The 23,272-nt window shown below is 70.9% G+C and carries 20 protein-coding genes; 8 read left to right on the top strand and 12 right to left on the bottom strand.

Annotated features, from left to right (window positions below; genetic code table 11):
• Positions 1-51: 51 nt before the first annotated feature.
• The gene (locus ACZ41I_RS30570) at positions 52-1,020 is read right to left on the bottom strand and encodes a MerR family transcriptional regulator (RefSeq protein WP_468515573.1); all 969 of its coding nucleotides are present in this window, start codon (positions 1,018-1,020) and stop codon (positions 52-54) included.
• Between the two features lie 272 nt (positions 1,021-1,292).
• Between ACZ41I_RS30570 and ACZ41I_RS30565 the strand changes: the two genes are divergently transcribed.
• Entirely contained in the window at positions 1,293-1,925 is a 633-nt protein-coding gene (locus ACZ41I_RS30565; protein WP_468515606.1) for a TetR/AcrR family transcriptional regulator, read from the top strand.
• A gap of 205 nt (positions 1,926-2,130) precedes the next feature.
• On the opposite strand, the gene ACZ41I_RS30560 is transcribed toward ACZ41I_RS30565, so the two are convergent.
• On the bottom strand, positions 2,131-3,174 hold the full coding sequence (locus ACZ41I_RS30560) for a helix-turn-helix transcriptional regulator (RefSeq protein WP_468515572.1): 1,044 nt from the start codon (positions 3,172-3,174) through the stop codon (positions 2,131-2,133).
• A gap of 62 nt (positions 3,175-3,236) precedes the next feature.
• Between ACZ41I_RS30560 and ACZ41I_RS30555 the strand changes: the two genes are divergently transcribed.
• From ACZ41I_RS30555 to ACZ41I_RS30535, 5 genes are all read left to right on the top strand, one after another.
• On the top strand, positions 3,237-4,742 hold the full coding sequence (locus ACZ41I_RS30555; RefSeq protein ID WP_468515571.1) for an MFS transporter: 1,506 nt from the start codon (positions 3,237-3,239) through the stop codon (positions 4,740-4,742).
• 291 nt (positions 4,743-5,033) lie between these two features.
• The gene (locus tag ACZ41I_RS30550) at positions 5,034-5,795 is read left to right on the top strand and encodes a DeoR/GlpR family DNA-binding transcription regulator (protein WP_363215271.1); all 762 of its coding nucleotides are present in this window, start codon (positions 5,034-5,036) and stop codon (positions 5,793-5,795) included.
• Positions 5,792-6,739, top strand: a complete 948-nt coding sequence (gene pfkB / locus ACZ41I_RS30545) for a 1-phosphofructokinase (RefSeq protein ID WP_468515570.1) — start codon at positions 5,792-5,794, stop codon at positions 6,737-6,739. Before ACZ41I_RS30550 ends, pfkB begins: the two co-directional genes overlap by 4 nt.
• Positions 6,740-6,899: 160 nt before the next feature.
• Positions 6,900-9,119, top strand: a complete 2,220-nt coding sequence (locus ACZ41I_RS30540; RefSeq protein ID WP_468515569.1) for a PTS fructose transporter subunit IIABC — start codon at positions 6,900-6,902, stop codon at positions 9,117-9,119.
• A 120-nt stretch (positions 9,120-9,239) separates the two neighbouring features.
• Positions 9,240-9,491 carry a hypothetical protein gene (locus tag ACZ41I_RS30535; protein WP_363215268.1) on the top strand — a complete coding sequence of 84 codons (252 nt, stop codon included), beginning with the start codon at positions 9,240-9,242 and terminating at the stop codon, positions 9,489-9,491.
• A 53-nt stretch (positions 9,492-9,544) separates the two neighbouring features.
• On the opposite strand, the gene ACZ41I_RS30530 is transcribed toward ACZ41I_RS30535, so the two are convergent.
• The 4 genes from ACZ41I_RS30530 to ACZ41I_RS30515 all read right to left on the bottom strand — a co-directional run bounded on the left by ACZ41I_RS30530 (position 9,545) and on the right by ACZ41I_RS30515 (position 14,130).
• Positions 9,545-10,291 (bottom strand): DUF6227 family protein, encoded by a 747-nt coding sequence (locus tag ACZ41I_RS30530; RefSeq protein WP_363215267.1) that lies wholly within the window; start codon positions 10,289-10,291, stop codon positions 9,545-9,547.
• 157 nt (positions 10,292-10,448) lie between these two features.
• Positions 10,449-11,666: a L,D-transpeptidase gene (locus ACZ41I_RS30525; protein WP_468515568.1), complete on the bottom strand. Its 1,218-nt coding sequence runs from the start codon at positions 11,664-11,666 to the stop codon at positions 10,449-10,451.
• 153 nt (positions 11,667-11,819) lie between these two features.
• Positions 11,820-12,851 (bottom strand): P1 family peptidase, encoded by a 1,032-nt coding sequence (locus ACZ41I_RS30520; protein ID WP_468515567.1) that lies wholly within the window; start codon positions 12,849-12,851, stop codon positions 11,820-11,822.
• Positions 12,852-12,891: 40 nt separating this feature from the next.
• Positions 12,892-14,130 (bottom strand): low temperature requirement protein A, encoded by a 1,239-nt coding sequence (locus tag ACZ41I_RS30515; RefSeq protein WP_468515566.1) that lies wholly within the window; start codon positions 14,128-14,130, stop codon positions 12,892-12,894.
• Positions 14,131-14,265: 135 nt separating this feature from the next.
• Here ACZ41I_RS30515 and ACZ41I_RS30510 point away from each other — a divergent pair, with 135 nt between their 5' ends.
• Positions 14,266-14,442: a hypothetical protein gene (locus ACZ41I_RS30510; protein WP_399776356.1), complete on the top strand. Its 177-nt coding sequence runs from the start codon at positions 14,266-14,268 to the stop codon at positions 14,440-14,442.
• A 19-nt stretch (positions 14,443-14,461) separates the two neighbouring features.
• Here ACZ41I_RS30510 and mscL read toward each other — a convergent pair whose 3' ends face one another.
• From mscL to ACZ41I_RS30480, 6 genes are all read right to left on the bottom strand, one after another.
• Positions 14,462-14,920, bottom strand: coding sequence for a large conductance mechanosensitive channel protein MscL (mscL, locus tag ACZ41I_RS30505; protein WP_363215263.1), 459 nt, complete (start codon positions 14,918-14,920; stop codon positions 14,462-14,464).
• A 138-nt stretch (positions 14,921-15,058) separates the two neighbouring features.
• Complete coding sequence (locus tag ACZ41I_RS30500) at positions 15,059-15,649, bottom strand: CpaB family protein (RefSeq protein WP_363215262.1); 591 nt, start codon at positions 15,647-15,649, stop codon at positions 15,059-15,061.
• Positions 15,650-15,795: 146 nt separating this feature from the next.
• Positions 15,796-16,629, bottom strand: a complete 834-nt coding sequence (locus ACZ41I_RS30495) for an S-methyl-5'-thioadenosine phosphorylase (protein WP_363215261.1) — start codon at positions 16,627-16,629, stop codon at positions 15,796-15,798.
• 99 nt (positions 16,630-16,728) lie between these two features.
• Complete coding sequence (locus tag ACZ41I_RS30490; RefSeq protein WP_363215260.1) at positions 16,729-17,040, bottom strand: FmdB family zinc ribbon protein; 312 nt, start codon at positions 17,038-17,040, stop codon at positions 16,729-16,731.
• A 67-nt stretch (positions 17,041-17,107) separates the two neighbouring features.
• Positions 17,108-18,406, bottom strand: a complete 1,299-nt coding sequence (locus ACZ41I_RS30485) for an MFS transporter (protein WP_399776362.1) — start codon at positions 18,404-18,406, stop codon at positions 17,108-17,110.
• Between the two features lie 275 nt (positions 18,407-18,681).
• A complete protein-coding gene (locus tag ACZ41I_RS30480; RefSeq protein WP_363215319.1) occupies positions 18,682-20,208 on the bottom strand; it encodes a potassium/proton antiporter in 1,527 nt (508 codons plus the stop codon).
• Between the two features lie 192 nt (positions 20,209-20,400).
• Here ACZ41I_RS30480 and ACZ41I_RS30475 point away from each other — a divergent pair, with 192 nt between their 5' ends.
• Positions 20,401-23,253 carry a penicillin acylase family protein gene (locus ACZ41I_RS30475; RefSeq protein ID WP_468515565.1) on the top strand — a complete coding sequence of 951 codons (2,853 nt, stop codon included), beginning with the start codon at positions 20,401-20,403 and terminating at the stop codon, positions 23,251-23,253.
• Positions 23,254-23,272: the final 19 nt, after the last annotated feature.

The following is a 23,272-nucleotide window of genomic DNA, read 5'->3' as shown; positions in this document are numbered from 1 at the left end:
AGGCCACTGCCCGCGCCCGCAGCGCCGAGGCCGCCCAGTCGATCACCGGAGTCACCGGCTCCGGCGCCGGCCAGCCGTTGATGAGGGACAGAGCCGTACATACGTGTCCCTGCGCGGCTCCCGCACGGCTTCCAGGCGACCGAGCAGCCACTCGTGCGGCGAGGCACGGCCAGGGCGCCCGGAGACGGGGGCGCACCGGGTGACCAGGGCCGCGACGACGGGATCCGCTTCCGGCGCCTCGGGCCGGATGCCGGATGCCATGGCGGCGCGCACGACCTCCCGCGCGACGGCGACGAGGTCCGGAACGGGTGGCGCGCCGGCGGCGCCGACGGCCTCCGGCCGGTCCCCGGCATGCCCCAGGACCAGGCGCCGTACGGCGGCACGGAACGCGTCGTCGAGTGACAGCTCGGCCAGCTCCACCCACGCCGCCACCTGCTCCTCGGTCGGGTTGCCGGGCAGCTCGGGGGTGAGGGAACACCGAAGCGCGGTGTCGGAAGGCCGAGGCGCGCCGAAAACGGCGTCGAGGAAGCCGTTCACCAGGCGTCGCCGTTCCGTTTCGGACAGGGCCGCCAACCGGTGCATGAGTTCCATCTCCTCGAAGGTCGGCTCGCGCCTGGCCGCCACGGCGGACAGCACCGCCCGGCGCAGCCGCAGCACACGGATCTGCGCATCCAGCGCGGCGGCCTGCTCCGCAGCGATCCGGCCGAGGGCGAGCGGCCGGTCCACGATCCGCCGGATCACCTCCAGGCCGAGTCCCGGCTCGCGCAGCGTCCGCACCAGCGCAAGCCGGGCGACGGCTTCCGGGCCGTAGCGGCGGTAACCGGCCGGGGTACGGCTCGCCGGCACCACGAGGCCGTGATCCGAGTAGAAGCGGATCGTCTTGACCGACAGGCCGCTACGCCGCGCCGGCTCACCGATCGAGTACGAGGTGGCGGGGCGGGAGGAGTCGTCGGGCGAGATGTCGTCGCATGAGATGTCGTCGCGTGAGGTGTCACCCTGCGGGTCAAAGATGCCGTGCATGGGTCCCACCTTCCGGTCTCCCCCCCGCAGGAGACTCAAGTCCGCTGGGACGGTGGAGAGTCTGCACGGATGGGGGAGCGGCGCCGCAGCGGTGGCGCGTCGTGGAATGGCGGCCCACCCCGTACCTGAACCCCGGGGTGGACCGCCGGATGGCAGATTCTGCCACATGGGCATAGCCTGCCGGTGTGAGCACCACCCCCAGCGCCTCCCACCAGCTGTTTTCTGCCTCCCCGCCGGTCTCGCTGACCGAACGCCGCAAGGCCGAGACCCGGATGGAGATCGCCCGCGCGGCGGCTGCCCTGTTCGTCCGCCAGGGCCTGCGGGCCACCCGCGCCGAGGACATCGCGCAGGCGGCGGGTATCGCACCGCGGACGTTCTACCGCTACTTCGCCACCAAGGAGGAAGCGGTCGCCCCCCTCTACGCCGCGGGCGCCCAGCGCTGGTCGGAAGCGCTCCGCTCGGCCCCGGCCCACCTGACCGTCCTGGAGGCCCTGGAGCACGCCGTCCACCACACCCTCACTCCCGGTGTCGGCGTTTCGGCGGGGTCCTGGGAATGGGTCCGCACCCTGATCCGCCTGGCCGGCGACAGCCCCGCCCTGCGCAAGGTCTGGGCCGAGGTGTGCCAGGCATCCGAACAGACCCTGGCCGAGATCCTTGCGGCCCGTATGACGCCGACGGCTCTACGGACCACCCCCGCGGCCCCCGTCCCGGTCACCCCCCATCTCCGCTTCGCCGCTGCCGTAGCCGGCGCCGCCGTCCGCGTGGCCGTGGAGTCCTGGGCCGCCACCTCCTGCCCACCCGCCGGCCCCAACGGCCCCGCAGCCCTGGCCCTGCGCAACCTCGCGTCCCTACGAGACTTCGAGTGGGCCACCGAGCAAGCGAAGACCGACAACGAAGGCACCTGAGACGGGCAGGACTTGGTCTTCCCAGCAGGGGTCTGCTGGGCAGGCTCGGGCTGTCAGGGCAGGGGGTGAGGCTGGGCAGGGCCGGGCTGTCAGGGCAGGGGGTGAGGCTGGGCAGGGCCGGGCTGTCACGGCACAGGGGTGAGGCTCGGCAGAGCCGGGACGGCACCGAAGAATGCGTGAGGCCGGGCAAGCGCAGGCCGTCACCCTAGAGACCCTCCCCAGCACCACTCTCCCCAGCACCGCCGCCCCAGCCGCCACCCTTCCCGGTGGCACTCTCCCCGGCATCACCCACCCCTGCCCGGCTCAGCCGCCCGCCCAACTCCCGTACGCATGCCATCAGTTCACCGGGCTCCCGCACGGTGAACTCGTACCCCGTCATCGCCAGCCGAACAGCCAGCCACTCCACGGAATCACCGGCGGTGCCCCGCAGGACACAACCGCCCTCGCCGTCGTCCTCCAGCGCCCCGAGCCATACCGGGAGCCGGGCGGAGACCCGCTCCGCCGGCGCGGCGAACCGCACCGCGAACGCGTATGTCTCCTGCCGCCGCTGGATGGACTGCCGCAGGTATTCGGCGGCGTTCCCCGTCGGCAGTTCCCGTGGCGAGAACCGGGCTCCGGTCGCGAACGGCTCGCTCACCCGGTCCACCCGGAAGGTCCGCCAGCCGGCGCGGTCGAGGTCGTAGGCGACGAGGTACCACCGCAGCCCGGTCGACACCAGCCGGTGCGGCTCGGTCAGCCGCCGCGACTCGCTGCCGTCCTTGTCCCGGTAGACGAACCGCAGCCGCTCGTGCCCCGCCACCGTCGAGGCCATCACGGTCAGCGTCTCCGGTGCGATGCTCGGCCCGTCCCCGCTGGTCAGCGGTGTGGTCGCCGCCTGCAGTGTGGACACCCTGTGCCGCAGCCGGGCCGGCAGCACCTGCTCCAGCTTGGCCAGGGCCCGTACGGACGCCTCGTCCACGCCCTCCACGGCATGCCCGGCACCGGCCCGCAGGCCCACCGCGATCGCCACCGCCTCCTCGTCGTCCAGCACGAGCGGCGGCATCGCCTTGCCCGCGACCAGCCGGTACCCGCCGTCCGAGCCTTTCGTGGCCTGCACCGGATAGCCCAGCTCCCGCAGCCGGTCGATGTCCCGCCGCACGGTACGACGCGACACCCCCAGTCGCTCGGACAGCTCCCCGCCGGGCCACTCGCGGGGCGTCTGGAGGAGCGAGAGCAGCTGCAGCAGCCGTGCCGGCGTGTCTGTGGTCATGAGAACGAGAATGCCGTAGCACTAGGACATGATCTGACCTAATGGGGGCCTACCTTCATTTCATGACCGACACTGCATCCGCCCGCACGGCACTCCCCTCCCCAACCGACAGGACCCGCTGGCTCGCGCTGGCGATCGTCATGACCGCTGCCTTCATGGACCTCGTCGACGTGACGATCGTCAATATCGCCATCCCGTCGATCAAGCGGAGCGCGAACGCCTCGGTCAGCCAGATCCAGTGGATAACCGCGGGTTATGCCCTGGCCTTCGCCGCCGGTCTCATCACCGGTGGCCGTCTCGGCGACGTCCACGGCCGCAAGCGGCTGTTCCTGATCGGTATCGGCGGCTTCACTCTGGCCTCCGCCCTGTGCGGCTTCGCCGCCAATCCGGAGATGCTGGTCGCCTCGCGCATCCTGCAGGGCGGCATGGCGGCGATGATGGTGCCGCAGGTGCTGTCGATCGTCCACGCCACCTTCCCGGCCCACGAACGCGGCAAGGTGTTCGGCCTGTTCGGCGCGATCGTCGGGCTGGGCGCGGTCTCCGGTCCGCTGCTCGGCGCCCTGCTCACCGAGTGGAACCTGTTCGGCCTCGAATGGCGGCCCATCTTCCTCATCAACCTCCCTGTCGGTGTCCTGTCCTGGCTGCTGGGCCGTCGCTTCATCACCGAGTCGAAGGCCCCCAAGGCGCTGAAGCTGGACCTCGTCGGTGTCGCCCTGGTCTCGCTGGGCCTGCTGATGCTGCTCTACCCGCTCACGCGCGGCCGGGAGCTGGGCTGGCCGCTGTGGGGCCACGTCTGCATGGCCGGCGCGCTCGTCGTCTTCGCGGTGCTGGTGTCGTACGAAAAACGGAAGGCGGCCAGGGACGGTTCCCCGCTCATCGAGCTGTCCCTCTTCCGGGTGAAGAGCTTTGCCGCGGGCATCGCCGTGCAGACCGTCTTCGGAGTCGCGCTCGGCATCTTCTTCCTGGTCTGGACGCTGTACATGCAGATCGGCCTGGGCTGGAGCCCGCTGCGGGCCGGGCTGACCGGGGTGCCGTTCTCCCTCGCTGTGTCCACGGCGGCCGGCCTGTCGGTGCAGCAGCTGGTGCCGAGGTTCGGGCGGAAGGTCCTCCAGGCGGGCGCGCTGGTGCTCGGCGCGGGCGTCCTGCTCTATCTGTGGGAGGCGCATCGGTACGGCCTGTCCATCGCCTCCTGGCAGATGGCCCTGCCGCTGGTCGTGATGGGTGTCGGGATGGGCCTGATCGTCGCCCCGCTGACCGACGTGGTGCTCTCGGAGGTTCCGCGTGAGCACGCCGGTTCTGCGTCAGGCCTGATCAACACGGTGCAGCAGATGGGCAACGCGCTCGGTCTCGGGCTCGTGTCCGTGGTGTTCTTCGGGGAGATCGGCGACCGGCTGGCCCCGGCCCGGGTCGGGCCCGCCTTCGTGCACGCCTTCCAGCATGCGCTGTGGTGGGTCGCGGCGATCATGGGTGTGATCTTCCTGCTGATGACCGCCCTGCCGAAGCAGCCCGCGCAGGCGGCGGCGACGGAACCGCCGGCGAGGGAGCGGGAGCCCGAACTGGTCCCCTGACCGGCCGGCGGCCGGCCAGCCGGCAACCCGACCGGGCGGCAGTGACCAGCGAGGCCTGACCAGGCAGGACTGTCCGGCCACGACAAGGCCCGGCACCGACCAGGTGCCGGGCCTTCGCGTGTCCGCAAGCGCCGTGCCGCACGGCTCCTCCGGACAGCACTGGAAGTCCGTTCACGCCCGATCGACATCCGAACCTGTTTACTTCCGGGAAATCCGGGCGTAGTCTCGCCTTGGAACCACACGTTCGGGCATCAGCCAGAAGTGATCGGACATCGGGTGGAGGCCGGCGACATGTACGCACCGGAACGGCAGCAGGAAATCCTCCGGCTCGCACGCGACGGCGGCCGGGTGGACGTGCTGTCGCTCGCCGAGGAGTTCCAGGTCACCGCGGAAACGATCCGCCGCGATCTGAAGGCCCTCGACCGCGCCGGCCTCGTCCGCCGCGTGCACGGCGGAGCCATCCCGGTCGGCCGCCTCGACTTCGAACCGGACCTCAGCGAGCGCGAGGCCACCGCCGCCGACGAGAAGGACCGCATCGCCAAGGCCGCCCTCGCCGAACTCCCGACCGAGGGCACGATGATCCTCGACGCCGGTACGACGGTCGCCCGGGTCGCCGCCGCGATCCCGCTGGAGTCCTCCCTCACCGTCGTCACGCACAGCCTGCCCATCGCCGCCCGCCTCGCCGACCACCCGGGCATCCAGCTCCACCTGGTCGGAGGGCGCGTACGGCACCGCACACGCGCCGCCGTGGACGCCTGGGCGCTCCGCGCGTACGGCGAGATCCGCGCCGACGTGCTGTTCGTCGCGGCGAACGGCTTCTCCGCCGAGCACGGTCTGACCACCCCGGACCTCGCCGAGGCCGCGGTCAAGCGGGCCGCGCTCGCCGCCGCCCGCCGCGTGGTGCTGCTGGCCGACTCCGCCAAGCACGGCCAGGAGCACTTCGCCCGCTTCGGCGACCTGAGCGACGTGGACCTGCTGATCACCGACAGCGGGCTGAGCCCCGAAGACGCCACCGCCATCGAGCGCGCCGGCACGGAAGTAGTACGCGCATGATCCTCACCGTCACCCCCAACCCGTCCCTCGACCGCACCTACGAGGTCCTCCGCCTGGAGCGCGGCGAAGTCATCCGCGCCGAGACCGAGCGCATGGACCCGGGCGGCAAGGGCGTGAACGTCTCGCGCGCCGTCACGGCCGCCGGACGGCGCACGGTCGCCGTCCTGCCCCTGGGTGGTGCGCCGGGGGCGCTCGTCGCCGATCTGCTCGACGCGCAGGGCATCGAGGTCGCGCCCGTCCCGATCAGGGGAGCCACCCGCTCCAACATCGCGCTCGCCGAGGCGGACGGGGTGCTGACGAAGATCAACGCGCCCGGCCCCGAACTGTCCCCGGCCGAACAGGAACTCCTCCTGGACACCGTCCGCGAACAGTCACACAACGCCGACTGGATCGCGTGCTGCGGCAGCCTGCCCCGCGGGCTCGCGCCCTCCTGGTACGCCGATGTCGTCACGCGGGCGCACGCCGAGGGCGCACGCATCGCATTGGACACCTCGGGGTGTGCGCTCCTGGAGGCGCTGCGCGCGCGGCCGGACGTGGTGAAGCCCAACGCCGAGGAGCTCGCGGAAGCCGTCGCGCGCCCCCTGGCGACCGTGGGCGACGCACTGAAGGCGGCCGAGGAGTTGCGCGGCATGGGCGCACGCGCTGTGCTCGCGAGCCTGGGCGCCGACGGGCAGCTCCTCGTGGAGGACGCGGGCGTCTGGTTCGCCACCGCGCGCGTGGACACCGTCCGCAGCAACGTCGGCGCCGGCGACTCCTCCCTCGCCGGCTTCCTCATCGCCGGCGGCACCGGCCCCGAGGCCCTCGCCTCCGCCGTCGCCCACGGCGCCGCCGCCGTCCAGCTCCCCGGCAGCGTCATGCCGACCCCCGCCGACCTGGACCCTGCGGCGGTGACCGTCACGGCCGAGATCCCACTCGACCGCGAACTGACGGAGCCGGCGTCATGAACGCCCTGATCCGCCGTCGTACGACCACTCCGGCCCGGCCCTGGCGAGACTCCCCGTCACTCACCACGGCCACCCTCCCCACCGCCTCCCCCCGCAGCACTCCCGTCCCCACACCCGCCCACCCCTCCCCCCGGGCGATACGCGTGCATAGGAGCCCGCGATGAGCTACATGATCACCGAGGACCTGGTCGACCTCGACCTGTCCGCCGACACCAAGGAAGCGGCGGCGCGCGCCCTCGCCGAGCGCATGGTGGCCCAGGGCCGGGTGACCGACCTGGAGGGCTTCCTCGCCGACGTGGCCGCCCGCGAGGCCCAGATGCCGACCGGCCTCGACGGCGGCATCGGCATCCCGCACTGCCGCAGCACCCATGTCACCGAGCCGACCCTCGCCTTCGGCCGCAGTGCCGCCGGCATCGACTTCGGTGCTGCGGACGGTCCGGCCGACCTGATCTTCCTGATCGCGGCACCGGCCGGCGCCGACGACGCCCACCTCACGATCCTCTCCTCGCTGGCCCGCCAGCTGATGGACAGCGAGTTCACCTCGGCGCTGCGCACGGTGTCCGACGCGGAGACGACGGCGGTACTGATCCGCGGGGACGAGGCACCGAGTACGGCGCAGACGCCGGGGGCGTCTTCGGGCGAGGGCGCGGAGACGGATGCGAGCGCGGGCGCGGCCGACACGGCGGGCGCGGGCGCGAACGCTGGGTCAGGCGCTGCTCAGGGCGCCGTGGGCGCTGCGGGCGCCTCCGAAGACACCGCTGCGACGCCGGTGGCGGCCTCCGCCGGCGCCGCAGCGGGCACCACGGCCCCGGCGCCGGGGGTGGCGGACCAAGGATCCACCCCGGCGCCGGGCGCCACCGCCTCCGGCGAGCGCCCCTTCCGAATCGTCGCCGTCACCTCCTGCCCGACCGGCATCGCGCACACCTACATGGCCGCCGAGTCCCTGGAGAACGCGGGTCGCGAGGCAGGCGTCGAACTCGTCGTCGAGACGCAGGGATCGGCCGGTTTCACCCGGCTGGACCCTGCGGTGATCGCGGCGGCGGACGGCGTGATCTTCGCCCACGACATCCCCGTACGCGACAAGGACCGCTTCGCCGGCAAGCCGACCGTCGACGTCGGAGTGAAGGCCGGCATCAACAGGCCCGTCGAACTCATCACGGAGGTACGTGAGAAGGCGGCGCGCGGCGAGAGGAGCGCGCCGGCGCCCGCGTCGGGCAGCACGCCGGTCGAGCGCGCCGGCGATTCCACCGAGGGGTACGGCACCAAGCTCCGCAAGTGGCTGATGAGCGGCGTGAGCTACATGGTCCCGTTCGTCGCCGCGGGCGGCCTTCTCATCGCCCTGGGTTTCGCGATCGGCGGCTGGCAGGTCAACAAGGCACCGTCGGTCATGGACCACTTCGTATGGACGCAGACCGACAGCTGGGGCGCCCTGCTCTTCCAGATCGGCGGCGTGGCCTTCAAGTTCCTCGTCCCGGTCCTGGCCGGCTACATCGCCTACGGCATGGCCGACCGCCCCGGTCTCGTCCCCGGCTTCGTCGGCGGCGCCATCGCCCTGGACATCAACGCGGGTTTCCTCGGCGGTCTCGTGGCCGGTCTCATCGCCGGTGGTGTCGTGATGGGCATCCAGAAGGTGAAGATCCCGGCGCCCGCGCGCGGCATCATGCCGGTGGTGGTGATCCCGTTGATCTCCTCGGCGATCGTCGGATTCCTGATGCTCGTCGTGATCGGCAAGCCCATCGCCACCGCCCAGAAGGGCCTCACCGACTGGCTGAACAGCCTCACCGGCACCAACGCCATCCTGCTCGGCGCCCTGCTCGGCCTGATGATGTGCTTCGACCTCGGCGGCCCCGTCAACAAGGTCGCCTACACCTTCGCCACCGCCGGTATCGCGGTCTCGAACCCCAGCGACTCCGCGATGAAGATCATGGCAGCGGTGATGGCGGCCGGCATGGTCCCGCCGCTGGCGATGGCCCTGGCCACCACCGTGCGCGGCAAGCTGTTCACACCGGCCGAGCGTGAGAACGGCAAGGCCGCCTGGGTCCTGGGCGCCTCCTTCATCTCGGAAGGAGCGATCCCGTTCGCCGCGGCGGACCCGCTGCGGGTCATCCCGTCCGCCATGGTGGGCGGCGCGCTCACCGGCGCCCTGTCGATGACCTTCGGCGCCACGCTGCGCGCCCCCCACGGCGGCATCTTCGTGGTCCCGCTGATCGGCAACCCGTTCCTGTACCTCGTCGCCATCGCGGCCGGCGTCTGCGCCACCACGGCCCTGGTCGTCCTCCTCAAGGGCATGCGCAAGCCGACCCCGGAGGCCACGGCCACCGACCCCGCCGCCAACGCGGCCAACACACCGAAGGACACCAAGCAGCCCGTGGCGGCCTGAGCACCGCACCCCCCGCCACCGCGCCTTGTCCCTTTAGTTCGCTGTGAGTTGTTCACGGCACCTGCGAGATACGTCACGGTCCGGGACCAAAGTCCCGGACCGTGGTGTGTACTGGGACGCATGCCTGAGCACGTCCCGACACTCCAGCTGATAGGCGAGGCCGTCCTCGCTGTGGCAGCCATCGCCTGGATCGTCGTCCTGACGCGCCTGCTGCGCCGCACCGGACGCCAGGCCCCCGCCCGGCGCACCACTGCCCCGCTCCCGGCCCTGCCGCGCCAGAACCGGGTCGGCCCGCCGCTGGAGTCCGTCGAGCTGACGCCCGACGAACAGGCCGCCTTCGCAGGCCTGGCACGGCAACTCACCAACGACTGACGGCGGAAGGACGCCACAGCGCCCTCGTACCGGGCGCACGCCGTCTGCGTGCCCTACCCCTGCCGCGCCGCGCGCCGCTCCATGGCTTCCCGGGCGGCGTCCTCCGACATGTACACCTCGCACATGTGCCGCCCGTCGGGCGTCGCCGTGTGCTCGACCTCCCACAGGGAGATCTCGCTGTCGTCCGGCAGCAGGAACGCGTGCTCGTACAGCGCGTAGCTCAGTCCCGCGCGTCCTGCACGCCCCGGGCGCCCGAACGCCTGCGTGATCTCGTGCGCGGTCGCCGTCGCCAGCAACGCCGCCGTCTCCGCACCGGGACGGTCCGGGTTCTCCGCTCGGCGCAGGAGCCGACGCGCGTGGTCCGCCGAGTCGTCGGAGGCGAACACATGCCGGGGCTCGGGAATCGCCCACAGCCGCATCAGCGCGGGCAGCTCGAACTCCGGTGTCTCCGGCGGCATTCCGAGCCGCGCGGTGGCCGTCTGCAGCTCCTCCTCGTCGACGTACACCTCGTGCTCCGAGGGACCGCCCGGAGTGGGGTTGTGCACGAGCTCCCACAGGGTGACCGCGGAGCCGTCGGCGAGGAGCCAGGTGTGCCGGTACGTCTCCCGGTGCAGGCCCGCGCTGTGGTGCGCGGAGTGCAGCGAGCTGTCGTGGGCCAGCGCGCAGTCGAGCTGCCGTATCACCTCGTCGGGCAGTTCGAAGGAGTTCAGGGCACGGCCGAGGAGTCGCGCGAGGTGCTCCTCCGGAGACTCGGGCGACTCGGCTGGTTCGTACGCTGCTGTCTCGTACGGAACGCTCAAGGTTTCTCCCGGCGTTGCTGCATGTCACCTTGTGGGTGCATACGGTAGCCCCTCGGTCGGACATCATGTCCGGGAACCGAGAAAACGTACGCCGGGAAAACGCGCGGGCCGCGCGAGAAGTTCCCGCGCGGCCTCACGTGGCGTCAAAAGCTGCAGATCAGGCGGCGCTTCCCGCGGTCCAGGCGCTCCACGGCATGTTCCAGCCGTTGAGTCCGTTGTCCGGGGCGACGGTTGTGTCGGGGGAGTTCTTCACGATCACGACGTCCCCGACGAGCGAGTTGTCGAAGAACCACTTGGCGGACGTGTCGCCCTGCGCGCCCTGCACGTCCGCGAGGCCGATGCAGCCGTGGCTGGTGCCCTCCCGGCCGAAGGGCGGGTTGCCCTTGTTGTACCAGTAGTTGCCGTGGATGAACGTCCCCGACGACGTCAGCCGCATCGCGTGCGGCACGTCCGGGATGTCGTACTCGCCGCCGAAGCCGACCGTCGAGCCGTTCATACGCGTCTGCACGAACTTCTCGGCGATCACCATCTGCCCGTTGTACGTGGTGTGCTGCGGGCTGCCCGCGGAGATCGGCACCGTCTTGACCGTCTTGCCGTCCCGCACCACGGTCATGGTCTGCGCGTTGACGTCGACCGTGGAGACCTGCGAACGCCCGACGGTGAAGGAGACGGTCTTCTTCTGCACCCCGTAGACGCCCTTCGCGCCCTCGACCCCGTCCAGGTCGATGTTCATCGTGACCTTGGAACCGGCCTTCCAGTACTCCTGCGGCCGGAAGTCCAGCCGCCGGTCCCCGAACCAGTGCCCGACCACCCGTTGACCACTGCTGGAGTTGACCGAGATGTGCGACTGCACGGACTTCTTGTCGGTGATCGATTTGTCGAAGGTGAACGACACCGGCATACCCACCCCCACCGTGCTGCCGTTGTCCGGCGCATAGGTGCCGATGAAGCTGTTCGCCGACGTGACCGTGGTGAAGATGGAGTTGGCCGCCGCGGTGCGCCCGTCGGCGTCTTTCGCCGTCGCGCCTATCTGGTACTTCGTCCCGCGCTCCAGCTGCTGCTTCGGCTTCCAGGTGCTGCCGTCCGCCGATATCGCCCCGGCCACGGTCTGCCCCGTCCCCGCCACGGTCATCTTCACGTCGGTCAGCTTGCCGCCGCTGACCTTCACTCCGGTCGCGTTGATGGACGCGTCGGTCGAACCGTCCTTGGCCGAGATCACGATCTTCGCCGTCGACGTCTTCGGGGAGTCCTTGCCGCCCTTGCCGTCGCTTGTCGCGTTGGCGCTGCCACCGCAAGCGGTCAGGGCGAGGGCCCCGACCATCATGGCGGCACAGGCCCCCAGCGCGCGCCGCGCTGCAATGTCCGGCGTTGTCACGTGCTGCTCCAGGTTCATGTGATGTGCGTGATCCGTTCCCGTGCGTGAAGAAAGAGCGCACTGGCCCCCGGGAAGGTTCCGTCCAACCCCCGTAAACGCCATCACGTGACAGAACCGCGACAATTCAAGCCCGGCGCACGGGTCAGTCCCTCATCACCCCTGTCGCGCCCCGTACAACTCGCTGTACGACGGCCACGTTCCGCCTGGGCCGACGACCGACTCGGCGGCGCGCACGCCCCGCACGATCGCGCGGGTCACGGCATCCGCGCCGGCGGCGAGGATCCCATTGAGCTCCAACGGGCGCTCGGCCAGCGAGCGTGCGCCGGTCGCCAGCGCGAACACCGTGTCGCCGTCGTTCATGAGGTGTACCGGCCGTACGGCGCGCGCAATCCCGTCGTGCGCCGTCCCCGCCAGCTTCTGCGCCTGCGCCCTGGAGAGTCCGGCGTCGGTGGCGACGACGGCCAGCGTCGTGTTGAGCGGGGGCGGCGCGTTCTTGGCGGCGGTCTCGGCGAGGCGCCGGCGCGCGTCCTCGTGCACGCGCCCCTCGGGACACTCCACCCGCCCCTGCAGCAACTCCCCGTACAACGCCCCCGTCTCGGGCTCGATCACCGACCCCGCAGCGTTCACCACCGCCAGCGCGGCCACGGTGATCCCCGAGTCGAGCACCGTGCTCGCAGTGCCCACCCCGCCCTTGATCGGGCCCGCCACGGCGCCCGTGCCGGCCCCGACGCACCCCTGCGCCACCCGGGCGCCCGGCGCGCTCGCCGCGGCGGCCTCCACTGCCGCGCGCCCCGTCGCCGCGTCCGGCCGCGCGCGGAAGTTCCCGCCGCGCCCCAGGTCGAAGACGCACGCGGCGGGCACCACCGGCACGACGTGCGCCGGGTCCGTCCCCACCCGCACCCCGCGCCGCTGCTCCTCCAGCCAGGCCATCACCCCGGAGGCCACGTCGAGCCCGTACGCGCTGCCGCCGGTCAGCACCACCGCGTCGACCCGCTGCACCACGTTGCGCGGGTCGAGCGCATCGGTCTCCCTGGTACCGGGACCGCCGCCGCGCACGTCCACGGCGACGACCGCGCCGCCCTCCGGAGCGAGGACGACCGTGGTGCCGGTGAGCCAGCCGTCCCCGCTGCGCGTCGCGTGGCCCACCCGCAGGCCGGCGATGTCCGTGATTGCGTCCACTGTCATGACGGCCAGTCTCGCCTGCCGCGGCACCTGCAAGGAGAGCTCAGCCCGCCGGAGCGGTGGTGTTCGCCGCACGCCCCCGACGGACCATGCGTGCCGTCAGCGTCACCCCGGTCGCCACCGCGGCCGACGACACGAGCCCCGCCGCGAGCACCGCCCATTCGCCCAGGAAGGTGCAGCAGATCACCAGCAGCGCCGTGACCGGCAGGACCAGCTGCTGGGTGATACCCACCTTGAAATGCCTCGAGTGAAGCGCCCACACGGTCAGCAGATACAGCGCCGTGGGCAGCGTGACGGCAGCAGACGCGGCCAGGGCGGAGATGTGGGTCTTGCCGGCCGCGTGTTCCACGGCCACCTCCAGGCCCGCGCCGATCGCCGCGGCCGAGGCGAAGATCAGGTAGTGCCCGTAGCCCCAGAGGAACGCCTGCTTGTTGGAGCGCAGGTGACCGTGGATGGGCACCACGAAGTAGATCCACCACGCGGAAAAGACGATCAGGAGACCGCCCGCAGCGGCCGGCAGCAACGCGCCCAGCGCATGGTGCTCGTCCACGGCCGACTTCACGGCGACGGTCGCCGCGGAGATCGTCTCGCCGAGCACGATGATGGTGAACAGCCCGTACCGTTCGGCGATGTGGTGCGGGTGCCAGGAGGTGCCGTGCCCCTTCTCGGCGAACAGCGGCACGCACATCTCCGCGACCGCCATCACGAGGAACACCCAGGGCCGTGCGGGTCCGGGCAGCAGCACCAGTCCGAGCCAGCCGATCTGGCACAGCAGCACGCCGCACGCGTACCGCAACGCCATGGCTCTCTCCGCGCCCTCAGACGATCTCGCGGCTCTCAGCCATTGCGTGGCCATCGCCAGCCGCATGATCGCGTAGCCGAGCCAGACCACCAGGTAGTCGTGCTGCTGGAAGGCCCGGGAGATGCCGGCCGCCAGCACCAGCACGCCGGCGATCTGCACCAGGGTGACGACCCGGTAGAGCGCGTCGTCGTTGTCGTACGCCGAGGCGAACCAGGTGAAGTTCATCCACGCCCACCAGATGGCGAAGAACTGCATGGCGTAGTTGAGGATTCCCCCGCCCGCGTGCCCTTCGGCGACGGCATGCACCAGTTGCACACCCGCCTGAGCGATCGCCACGACGAAGCACAGGTCGAAGAAGAGCTCCAGCGGCGAGGAGACCCGGTGCGCCTCGTCACGCCCGCGCGCGGTGAGCCGTCGCAGTGGTCCGGAGGACTGTGGTGCGCCCGAGGGGGCGGGCGCCGGAGCGGAACTCGACGTCATGTCTCTCAGCACACCAGAAAAGCGGGCGGACGGCCTTGCAGAGGCACCGGCAGACAGTGAACGCATTCACAAGCGGCTCCTGCCGGCGGTGCCGGACGCGCGCGGGCGCGTGGACCGGGGCCGTACCCTTGGGGCATGCGCACCGCCCCCGGATCCGAGCCCCGCGACCCGAAGCCCTCGCTGGTCTTCGACGACCCGCTGGACCAGCAGTCCTCGGACGACACCGATCGCGGCTGGGGCGAGCGCACGGACGGCGACAGCGCCGCCGACCTGAAGCGCTTCCTCGACGAGAAGCCGCCCCACCACCTCTGAGCCGTCCGCAGCAGCGCCCCTAGCGCTCGTCGCGCCCCGGTCCACGCTGTGCGACCAGCGCGTCGCGGATCTCCTTGAGCACCTCCAGCTCGGTCACCTCGATGACCTCCTTCGTGCCCTCCCGCGCCGCCTTGCGGGCCGCCTGCCGGGCCAGGTACTTCGACATCGGCAGGACCATCAGGAAGTACACCACCGTCGCGGTGATCAGGAAGGTCAGCGTGGCACCGAGAACAGAGCCCCACATCAGCCGGATGCCGTGCGTCCCTTTGCACGAGGCGCTCAGGCACGAGCTGTAGTTGTCCAGGTTCTGCGTCCCGATCGCGCCGACCAGCGGGTTGATGATCCCCTTCACCACTGAGTTGACGATGTTCGAGAAGGCCGCACCGATCACCACGGCCACGGCCAGGTCGACGACGTTGCCGCGCATGAGGAAGGCCTTGAAGCCGTGCCAGACGCTCGGTTCCTGCTTCGCACTCACCTAGGGGACTCTCCTCGTGTGCACAGGGTGTGGAACGAAACGCTCCGCAACCTACGGCACGGGGAGGCCATTCTGTCCAGTGCGGTCGCTTGATCGAGCAGCGTGACAGCAAGCCGCCCAGGAACTGTCGGAGCCGGTTCAGCACAGCGTCACCGCCAGCCGCGCCGTCGCGCTCGCGCCGACGAGCCGTGCCGCCGTGGTGCGCGGCACGGACAGCACGACCAGCGCCCCGCTCTCCGCTCCGCCCTCCAGGGGCTCGGGCACCCTGGTCACCCGCACACCGCGCGCGAGCACCCGGGCGCCGCCCCCGGCCGACGGGTCCCCGGCGGCGATGACGTCGACACGGTCACCGGGGCGCAGAAGCCGGACCGTGGCCGCGTCGGCGATCCGCACCGGCGCCGTCACCACGTCCACCACCGCGTGCCGGCGTACGGGTTCGGTGACCCGGTGACCGGGGGCCTGTTCCGCGCGGTGCGGTCCGGCCCCGTCGCGCGGCCCTGCGGCGACGAGTGCGGCCGCGGTCACCGCGAGACCGGCAGCGATGGCCCGCCTGCGGTGCCGTACGAGCCGCTGCAGCTGATACCGCCCGCCGCGCACGCGCACCGGAGGGAACTGCGGGATCTCACAGGTCGCCGGGGCGTCCGTGCCCAGCGGATGCGGGAGCCGGAGAGGAGGCGGGAAGGGGGGAGGAGACGAGGACGCATACGGGGAGGACGAGGACCGGGGCATGGGAATCACCGCCTGCGACGAGGAATTCGGCTTGCGAGGCCACGATGAGGCCTCGTGCCGAATCCCGCCGGAGCCGGTGGATCACAGACGGATTGTGGATAACCCGCTCACCCGGACGGGGAAGTCCGCTCGGTTGCCCGCGTGCCCTACGGCAGCTCGAAGCCAGGATCCATTCCGCCGAGCGCGTTCATGCACAGGCAGTCCCGCGCCGCGGTCTCCGGCAGTGCCGCCACCGCGTCGAACAGCACGCCGCGCAGCCGGTCCACGTTGGCCGCGAACACCCGCAGCACCTCTTCGTGCGAGACGCCCTCGCCGGTCTCGGCGCCGGCGTCCAGGTCGGTGACCAGGGTCAGCGACGTGTAGCACAGTTCCAGTTCCCGGGCGAGCGCCGCTTCCGGGTGACCGGTCATGCCCACGACCGACCAGCCCTGCGCCTGGTGCCACAACGATTCGGCACGCGTGGAGAAGCGCGGCCCCTCGACCACGACCAGCGTGCCGCCGTCCACCGGCTCCCAGTCCCGCCCCCGGGCGGCCTTCAGCGCGACGGCCCGTCCGGTGGGGCAGTAGGGGTCGGCCATGGACACGTGCACGACGTTCGGCACGGTGCCGCCGGGCAGCGGCAACCCGTCGAAGTACGTCTGCACCCGGGACTTCGTACGGTCCACGAACTGGTCCGGGACGAGCAGGGTGCCGGGGCCGTACTCCGGCTGCAGGCCGCCCACCGCGCAGGGGCCGAGAACCTGCCGTACGCCGACGGAGCGCAGCGCCCACAGGTTGGCGCGGTAGTTGATGCGGTGCGGCGGCAGATGGTGGCCGCGGCCGTGCCGGGGCAGGAAGGCGACCCGCCGGCCGGCGATCTCGCCGAGGAAGAGGGAGTCACTGGGCGGCCCGTAAGGGGTGTCCACCTGGACTTCGGTCACGTCGTCGAGGAACGAGTAGAAACCCGAGCCGCCGATTACGCCGATCTCTGCGTTCGCCATGACCAGCACACTAGCGGGCGCCGAAACCGCTGGGGAGCCGGTGCCGGCCAGTGCCGAAGACCCTGCCGTCGTACGACGGCAGGGTCCGGGGAAGAGATGTCAGGCGGCCGAGCTGCTGGCGGAGCCGGCCGCGGACGACGTCGAGGAGGACGTGGACGACGCGGACGACTTCGAGTCGGACGAAGACGTGCCGGAGCTCGACGCCTTCGACGCCGGGCTGCTGCTCGACGTGGAGCCGCGGGAGTCGTTGCGGTAGAAGCCGGAGCCCTTGAAGACGATGCCGACCGCAGAGAACACCTTCTTCAGGCGGCCACTGCAGCTGGGGCACTCGGTCAGGGCGTCATCGGTGAACTTCTGCACCGCCTCAAGGCCCTCGCCGCACTCGGTGCACTGGTACTGGTAGGTCGGCACTGTCTTCCTCCTGGCACTCTCACTCGATGAGTGCTAACGACGATCCATAGTGACGTATTCCCGGGGATCAGTCCACCGTGACCGGCACGCGGTGACCGACGCCACGTGCGACGGTCCGGTTCTGCTGCCGCGCGACCAGCCGCGATCGCAGCGCCAGCAGGGTCGCCAGCGCGAGCACGGTGCCGGCCATCGGCACCAGGAATCCCGCGCCGCCCCACAGCCGGTCCTCCAGCTGTCCGGCGACCGTGACGGCGGCCGCCTGACCGAGCGCGACCGCGCCGGTCAGCCAGGTGAAGGCCTCCGTGCGGCCGCCGGCCGGGACCAGGCCCTCGACCAGCGTGTAGCCGGTGATCAGCGCCGGCGCGATGCACATGCCGACCAGCAGGCCGAGCCCGGCGAGCAGCAGCACCGAGTGCGCCGTCCACAGGGCGGACGCGACGATCGCGAGCGCCGCGTAGCCGATCACCAGGCGCCGCTGGGGGGCGGCCTTCCAGGCGATCGCGCCGCACACGATGCCGGACAGCATGTTTCCGGCGGCGAAGACGCCGTACAGGACGCCGTTCAGGCCGGGCTCGCCGATCGACTCGGTGAACGCCGCCAGCGAGACCTGCATGCCGCCGAAGACGGACCCGATACCGAGGAAGGTCACGACCAGCACGCGCACACCGGGCACGCGCAGGGCGGAGGCGTGCTCCACGCGCGCGTGTCCGCTCTCACCGTTCACCGGTGGCTGCGTGCCCTTCTGCGCGGCGAACAGCAGCCCGCCGACGAGGGTCAGCGCACCCTCCGTGACCAGGCCCGCGGCCGGTGCCACGGTGGTGCACAGAGCGGTCGCCAGCAGCGGACCGAAGACGAAGGTCAGCTCGTCCGTGACCGACTCGAACGCCGCCGCGGTGGTCATCAGGGGTGAGCCCTGCAGCTTCACGCCCCAGCGCGCACGCACCATGGGGCCGACCTGCGGTACCGAGGCGCCCGTCGGGACGGCGGCCGCAAACAGCGCCCACAGGGGCGCGTGCGCCAGCGCCAGCGCCGTCAGGGACAGGCCCGCCAGCGTGTGCACGAGGACGCCGGGGATCAGCACGGCGCGCTGGCCGTAGCGGTCGGCGAGGCGGCCGCTGTACGGCGCGAACAGCGCCATCGAGACACCGGTGACGGCGGCGGTGGCGCCCGCGGCGCCGTACGAGCCGGTGGTGTGCTGCACGAGCAGCACGATGGAGAGGGTGAGCATCGCGAACGGCTGGCGCGCCGCGAAACCGGGGAGCAGGAAGGTCCAGGCGCCGCGGGTGCGCAGCAGCTGTCCGTATCCCGGGCGGGACGAGGCCGGCGAGGTCTTCTCCGGTTCGGTGGTGGTGACCGTGGATCCCACGGCCCGTGCCTTTCTGCCGCCTGGTAGCGCGGGCCGTGTGGGCCCGGGTGCCGAGAGCTGTCCTCTTGCGCGGACTGCGGTAGATACCGGCGCCCACTGCGGGTGGGGGGACCCGGCCGCCATACGGTCGCGCCAGCTCTGCGTCAGGCAGAGTTGGTTCGATCAGGGTGCGCCTTCATGCTACAGGGATCATCGCCGCCCACGGCTGTGAAAACGAGCACCACGAAACGGGCCGCCTGGGATTTCATGGGGCGTGAACTGTCCGAAACGCGCCCTTAACGCAAGCTGCCCGCCCCGTTCGTGCCCAGCCAGCCCGCCAGCTTGCCGCCGTGGGCGACCGCGCGCAGGCGTCGTTCCGCCGCGTCGCGCACCGGGTCGGTGGCGACGACGAGCAACTCGTCGCCCCGGCGCAGCACGGTGGTGGGCAGCGGAACGAACGATTCTTCTTCGCGGACGACGAGCGTGACCGCGGCCCCGGGCGGCAGGCGCAGCTCGCTGACCTCCACGCCGTGCATCCGGGAGCCCTCCGGGATCGAGACGGACAGCAGGTGCCCGCGCAGCCGCTCCAGGGGTGCCGACTCGATCCCCAGGTCGGAGGCCTCGCCCTGCTCGCCCAGGCGCAGGGTGCGCGCCAGCCACGGCAGCGTCGGCCCCTGGACGAGGGTGTAGACCACGACCAGCACGAAGACGATGTTGAAGATGCGGCGGCTGCCGGCGACGCCGTTCACCATCGGGATCGTCGCCAGGATGATGGGCACGGCACCGCGCAGTCCCGCCCACGACATCAGCGTCTGCTCCTGCCACGGCACACGGAACGGCGCCAGGCTGAGCACCACGCTCAGGGGACGGGCCACCATGGTCAGGACCAGCCCGATCACGAGGGCGGGCCACACGTCGTCGCCCAGTTCGTGCGGGGTGACCAGCAGGCCGAGCACGACGAACATGCCGATCTGCGCGATCCAGCCGAGCCCCTCGGCGAAGCCGCGCGTGGCGGGCCAGTGGGGCAGCTTGGCGTTCCCGAGCACCATCGAGGCCAGGTAGACGGCCAGGAAGCCGCTGCCGTGCGCCAGGGCGCCGGCGGCGTACGCGGTGACGGCGATGGCCATCACGGCGATCGGATAGAGACCCGAGGCGGGCAGGGCCACGTGCTTGAGCCCCCAGGAGCCGAACCAGCCCACAGCGAGCCCTATGGCGGCGCCGATGGCCAGTTCCAGGGCTATCTTGCCCAGCAGGACGTACCAGTGCTCGACCGGGCCGGCCGTGGAGAAGGCGACGACCAGGATGACCACCGGGGCGTCGTTGAAGCCGGACTCCGCCTCCAGCGTGCCCGTCACGCGCGCGGGGAGGGGAACTCTGCGCAGCACCGAGAAGACCGCCGCCGCGTCCGTCGACGACACCACCGCGCCGATGATGAGCGCCTGCCGCCACTCCAGCCCGACCAGATAGTGCGCGCCCGCCGCGGTGACCCCCACGCTGACGGCGACTCCGGCGGTCGCCAGGACGGAGGCGGAGGACAGGACCGGCCTGATCGCCTTCCACTTCGTGCCGAGACCGCCCTCGGCGAGGATCACGACCAGCGCCGCGTACCCCATGACCTGGGTCAGTGCGGCGCTGTTGAAGTGGATCTCGCCGATGCCGTCCTGGCCCATGAGGACGCCGATCGCCAGGTAGACGAGCAGGCTGGGGAGCCCGCTGCGGGAGGAGACCCGCACGGCCGCGACGGCGACGAGCAGGACCACGGAGCAGACGAGCAGGAGCTGGTTGAGGTGGTGAACAGTCAGCGGCGTTTCCTCCCCTGAGATCTCCGGTTACTTCGTTACCTTACCTAACTCTTGACGCTTTCTTGACGCTCGGCGGGGCAAGATCGAACGCCCGTGCGCGCTGGTTCCCGACTCCGCGTCAAGGCGGACAGGGCCCTGCGCCTATGGTTGCTCCAGCGCTCATTCAAAGTCACAGCCCGACCTGCCGCTCGCGTTAGGACAGCAAGGACAGCGATGCCCCCCAACACCACCGCCACAACGGGTGACACCGCCACCACCGGTGCCGCGCCCGCCAAGTCCGGCAGGAAGAAGGGGCGCAAAGCCCGACTGATCGTGCTGGTCCTGGTACTGGCCATCATCGGAGGCATCGCCTACGGGGCGTACTGGTCGATCAGTACGGTCCGCGCCTCCTTCCCGCAGACCACGGGAACGATCAAGCTCCAGGGCCTGTCCGGGCCGGTCGACGTCAAGCGGGACGGCAACGGCATCCCGCAGATCTACGCGACCTCCGACGAGGACCTGTTCATGGCGCAGGGGTACGTCCAGGCGCAGGACCGGTTCTACGAGATGGACGTGCGCCGGCACATGACGTCCGGGCGCCTGTCGGAGATGTTCGGCAAGAGCCAGGTCAAGAACGACGAGTTCCTGCGCACGCTCGGCTGGGACCGCATCGCCAAGCGGGAGTACGACACCAAGCTGTCGGCCGCCACGAAGAAGTACCTCCAGGCGTACGCCAAGGGGGTCAACGCCTATCTCCAGGGCAAGGACGGCGAGGACATCTCCCTCGAGTACGCCGCCCTCGGCTTCACCAACGACTACAAGCCGGCCGACTGGACCCCGGTCGACTCCGTCTCCTGGCTGAAGGCGATGGCCTGGGACCTGCGCGGCAACATGCAGGACGAGATCGACCGCGCCCTGATGGCCGGCCGCCTCGGCCCGCAGCAGATCCAGGACCTGTACCCGGACTACCCCTACAGCCGCAACAAGCCGATCGTGCAGGAGGGCCAGTACAGCCGGCTGACCAAGTCCTTCGAGCAGAGCGGCGCCACGGGCACCGCGCAGGGCACCGGCACGACGGGCACGACGGGGGCGACGGGCACGTCCGGTACCACCCGCGGCGCCACAGGCGCCTCTGCGGGCGCGACAGGCTCGGCGGGCTCCTCCGCTTCGGGCGCGGGCGGATCGACGCTCAGGAGCCAGCTGGGGGGCCTCTACCACGTCCTGGACGACGTTCCTACCGCCGTCGGTGTGAACGGCCAGGGCATCGGCTCCAATTCCTGGGTGGTGTCCGGGAAGTACACGATCAACAAGAAGCCGCTGCTCGCCAACGACCCGCATCTGTCGCCGTCGCTGCCGTCCGTCTGGTACCAGATGGGCCTGCACTGCCGCAGCGTCTCCAGCAAGTGCCAGTACGACGTGACCGGCTACACGTTTGCCGGGACGCCCGGTGTGATCATCGGCCACAACGCGAACATCGCCTGGGGCATGACCAACTCCGGGGTGGACGTGACCGACCTCTACCTGGAGAAGGTGAGCTCGAACGGCTACCTGTACGACGGCAAGGTCCGGCCGTTCAAGACCCGCGAGGAGACCATCAAGGTCGCCGGCGGCGCCTCCAAGACGATCGTCGTGCGCCAGACGCAGGACGGGATGCCCCTGCTGTCCGACCGCGACGACGAACTCGTCGATGTCGGCAAGAAGGCCACGGTCAACACCGCCGCCCCCGACCGCGGCGACGGCTACGGCATCGCCCTGAGGTGGACCGCGCTCGACCCGGGCACCTCCATGGACGCCGTCTTCGCCCTCGACAGGGCGGCGGACTGGAGCGGCTTCCGCCAGGCGGCCGCCCTGTTCGACGTGCCGTCGCAGAACCTGGTCTACGCCGACACCGACAACCACATCGGCTACACGCTGCCCGGTAGGATCCCCACCCGCTCCTCCGCCGACGACGGCTCCGTCCCGGCGCCGGGCTGGGACTCGAAGTACCGCTGGACCGGCTTCATCAAGCAGGACGAGCTGCCCTACGAGTTCGACCCCAAGCGCGGCTACATCGTCACCGCCAACCAGGCCGTGGTCGACAAGAACAAGTACCCGTACACCCTCACCACCGACTGGGGCTACGGCACCCGCAGCCAGCGCATCGCCGACCTGATCGAGTCCAAGGTCCGCAACGGTGGCAAGATCTCGCCAGACGACATGCGGCAGATGCAGCTGGACAACAGCAGCGAGATCGCCAAGCTCCTGGTGCCGAAGCTGCTGAAGATCAACCTCGACGACAAGAACGTGCGCGATGCACAGAAGCTGCTCGAGGGCTGGGACTACACCCAGGACGCCGACTCCGCGGCAGCCGCCTACTTCAACGCCGTGTGGCGCAACATCCTCAAGCTCTCCTTCGGCAACAAGCTCCCCAAGGAGCTGCGCGTCAAGGGACAGTGCCTGTGGGTGGACAAGGTCGACAGCACCGGTCCGGTCGACGACGACACCAAGGTGCGCGAGTGCGGCGAACGCGACGCCGACCAGGCGCAGCCGGACGGCGGCGACCGCTGGTTCGAGGTCGTGCGCACCCTGATGGAGAAGCCGGACAGCGACTGGTGGAAAACCCCCAAGTCCGGTACGCGTCCTGCGGCGAACACCATGGACCAGCTCTTCGCCCGCGCCATGATCGACGCCCGCTGGGAGCTGACCGCCAAGCTCGGCAAGGACATCGACACCTGGAGCTGGGGGCGGCTGCACCGCCTGTTCCTGAAGAACCAGACGCTCGGCACCGAAGGTCCCGAGGTGCTGCAGTACATCCTCAACCGCGGCCCCTGGAAGCTCAGCGGCGGCGAGGCCACGGTGAACGCGACCGGCTGGAACGCCGCCGGCGGCTACAACGTCGTCTGGGTGCCGTCCATGCGGATGGTCGTCAACCTCGCCGACTTCGACAAGTCCAGGTGGATCAACCTGACCGGCGCCTCCGGGCACGCCTTCAGCGCGCACTACACCGACCAGACGAGCCTGTGGGCCAAGGGCGAGCTGCTGCCCTGGTCGTTCTCGGGCAAGGCGGTCGACGAGAACACGAGCGACACACTGGTCCTCACACCGTGACCCGCTGACGGCACGGTAC

The sequence above is a fragment of the Streptomyces sp. NPDC030799 genome, assembly GCF_055572255.1.
Note: the sequence above shows the minus strand (reverse complement) of the source record. Positions and strands in the feature narration are given on the sequence as shown.

Bases quoted from the DNA above. Each gene is read 5' to 3' on its own strand.
- ACZ41I_RS30570 (WP_468515573.1), bottom strand. From the start codon at position 1,020: ATGCACGGCATCTTTGACCCGCAGGGTGACACCTCACGCGACGACATC.
- ACZ41I_RS30565 (WP_468515606.1), top strand. From the start codon at position 1,293: ATGGAGATCGCCCGCGCGGCGGCTGCCCTGTTCGTCCGCCAGGGCCTG.
- ACZ41I_RS30560 (WP_468515572.1), bottom strand. From the start codon at position 3,174: ATGACCACAGACACGCCGGCACGGCTGCTGCAGCTGCTCTCGCTCCTC.
- ACZ41I_RS30555 (WP_468515571.1), top strand. From the start codon at position 3,237: ATGACCGACACTGCATCCGCCCGCACGGCACTCCCCTCCCCAACCGAC.
- ACZ41I_RS30550 (WP_363215271.1), top strand. From the start codon at position 5,034: ATGTACGCACCGGAACGGCAGCAGGAAATCCTCCGGCTCGCACGCGAC.
- pfkB (WP_468515570.1), top strand. From the start codon at position 5,792: ATGATCCTCACCGTCACCCCCAACCCGTCCCTCGACCGCACCTACGAG.
- ACZ41I_RS30540 (WP_468515569.1), top strand. From the start codon at position 6,900: ATGAGCTACATGATCACCGAGGACCTGGTCGACCTCGACCTGTCCGCC.
- ACZ41I_RS30535 (WP_363215268.1), top strand. From the start codon at position 9,240: ATGCCTGAGCACGTCCCGACACTCCAGCTGATAGGCGAGGCCGTCCTC.
- ACZ41I_RS30520 (WP_468515567.1), bottom strand. From the start codon at position 12,851: ATGACAGTGGACGCAATCACGGACATCGCCGGCCTGCGGGTGGGCCAC.
- ACZ41I_RS30515 (WP_468515566.1), bottom strand. From the start codon at position 14,130: ATGACGTCGAGTTCCGCTCCGGCGCCCGCCCCCTCGGGCGCACCACAG.
- ACZ41I_RS30510 (WP_399776356.1), top strand. From the start codon at position 14,266: ATGCGCACCGCCCCCGGATCCGAGCCCCGCGACCCGAAGCCCTCGCTG.
- ACZ41I_RS30500 (WP_363215262.1), bottom strand. From the start codon at position 15,649: ATGCCCCGGTCCTCGTCCTCCCCGTATGCGTCCTCGTCTCCTCCCCCC.
- ACZ41I_RS30495 (WP_363215261.1), bottom strand. From the start codon at position 16,629: ATGGCGAACGCAGAGATCGGCGTAATCGGCGGCTCGGGTTTCTACTCG.
- ACZ41I_RS30475 (WP_468515565.1), top strand. From the start codon at position 20,401: ATGCCCCCCAACACCACCGCCACAACGGGTGACACCGCCACCACCGGT.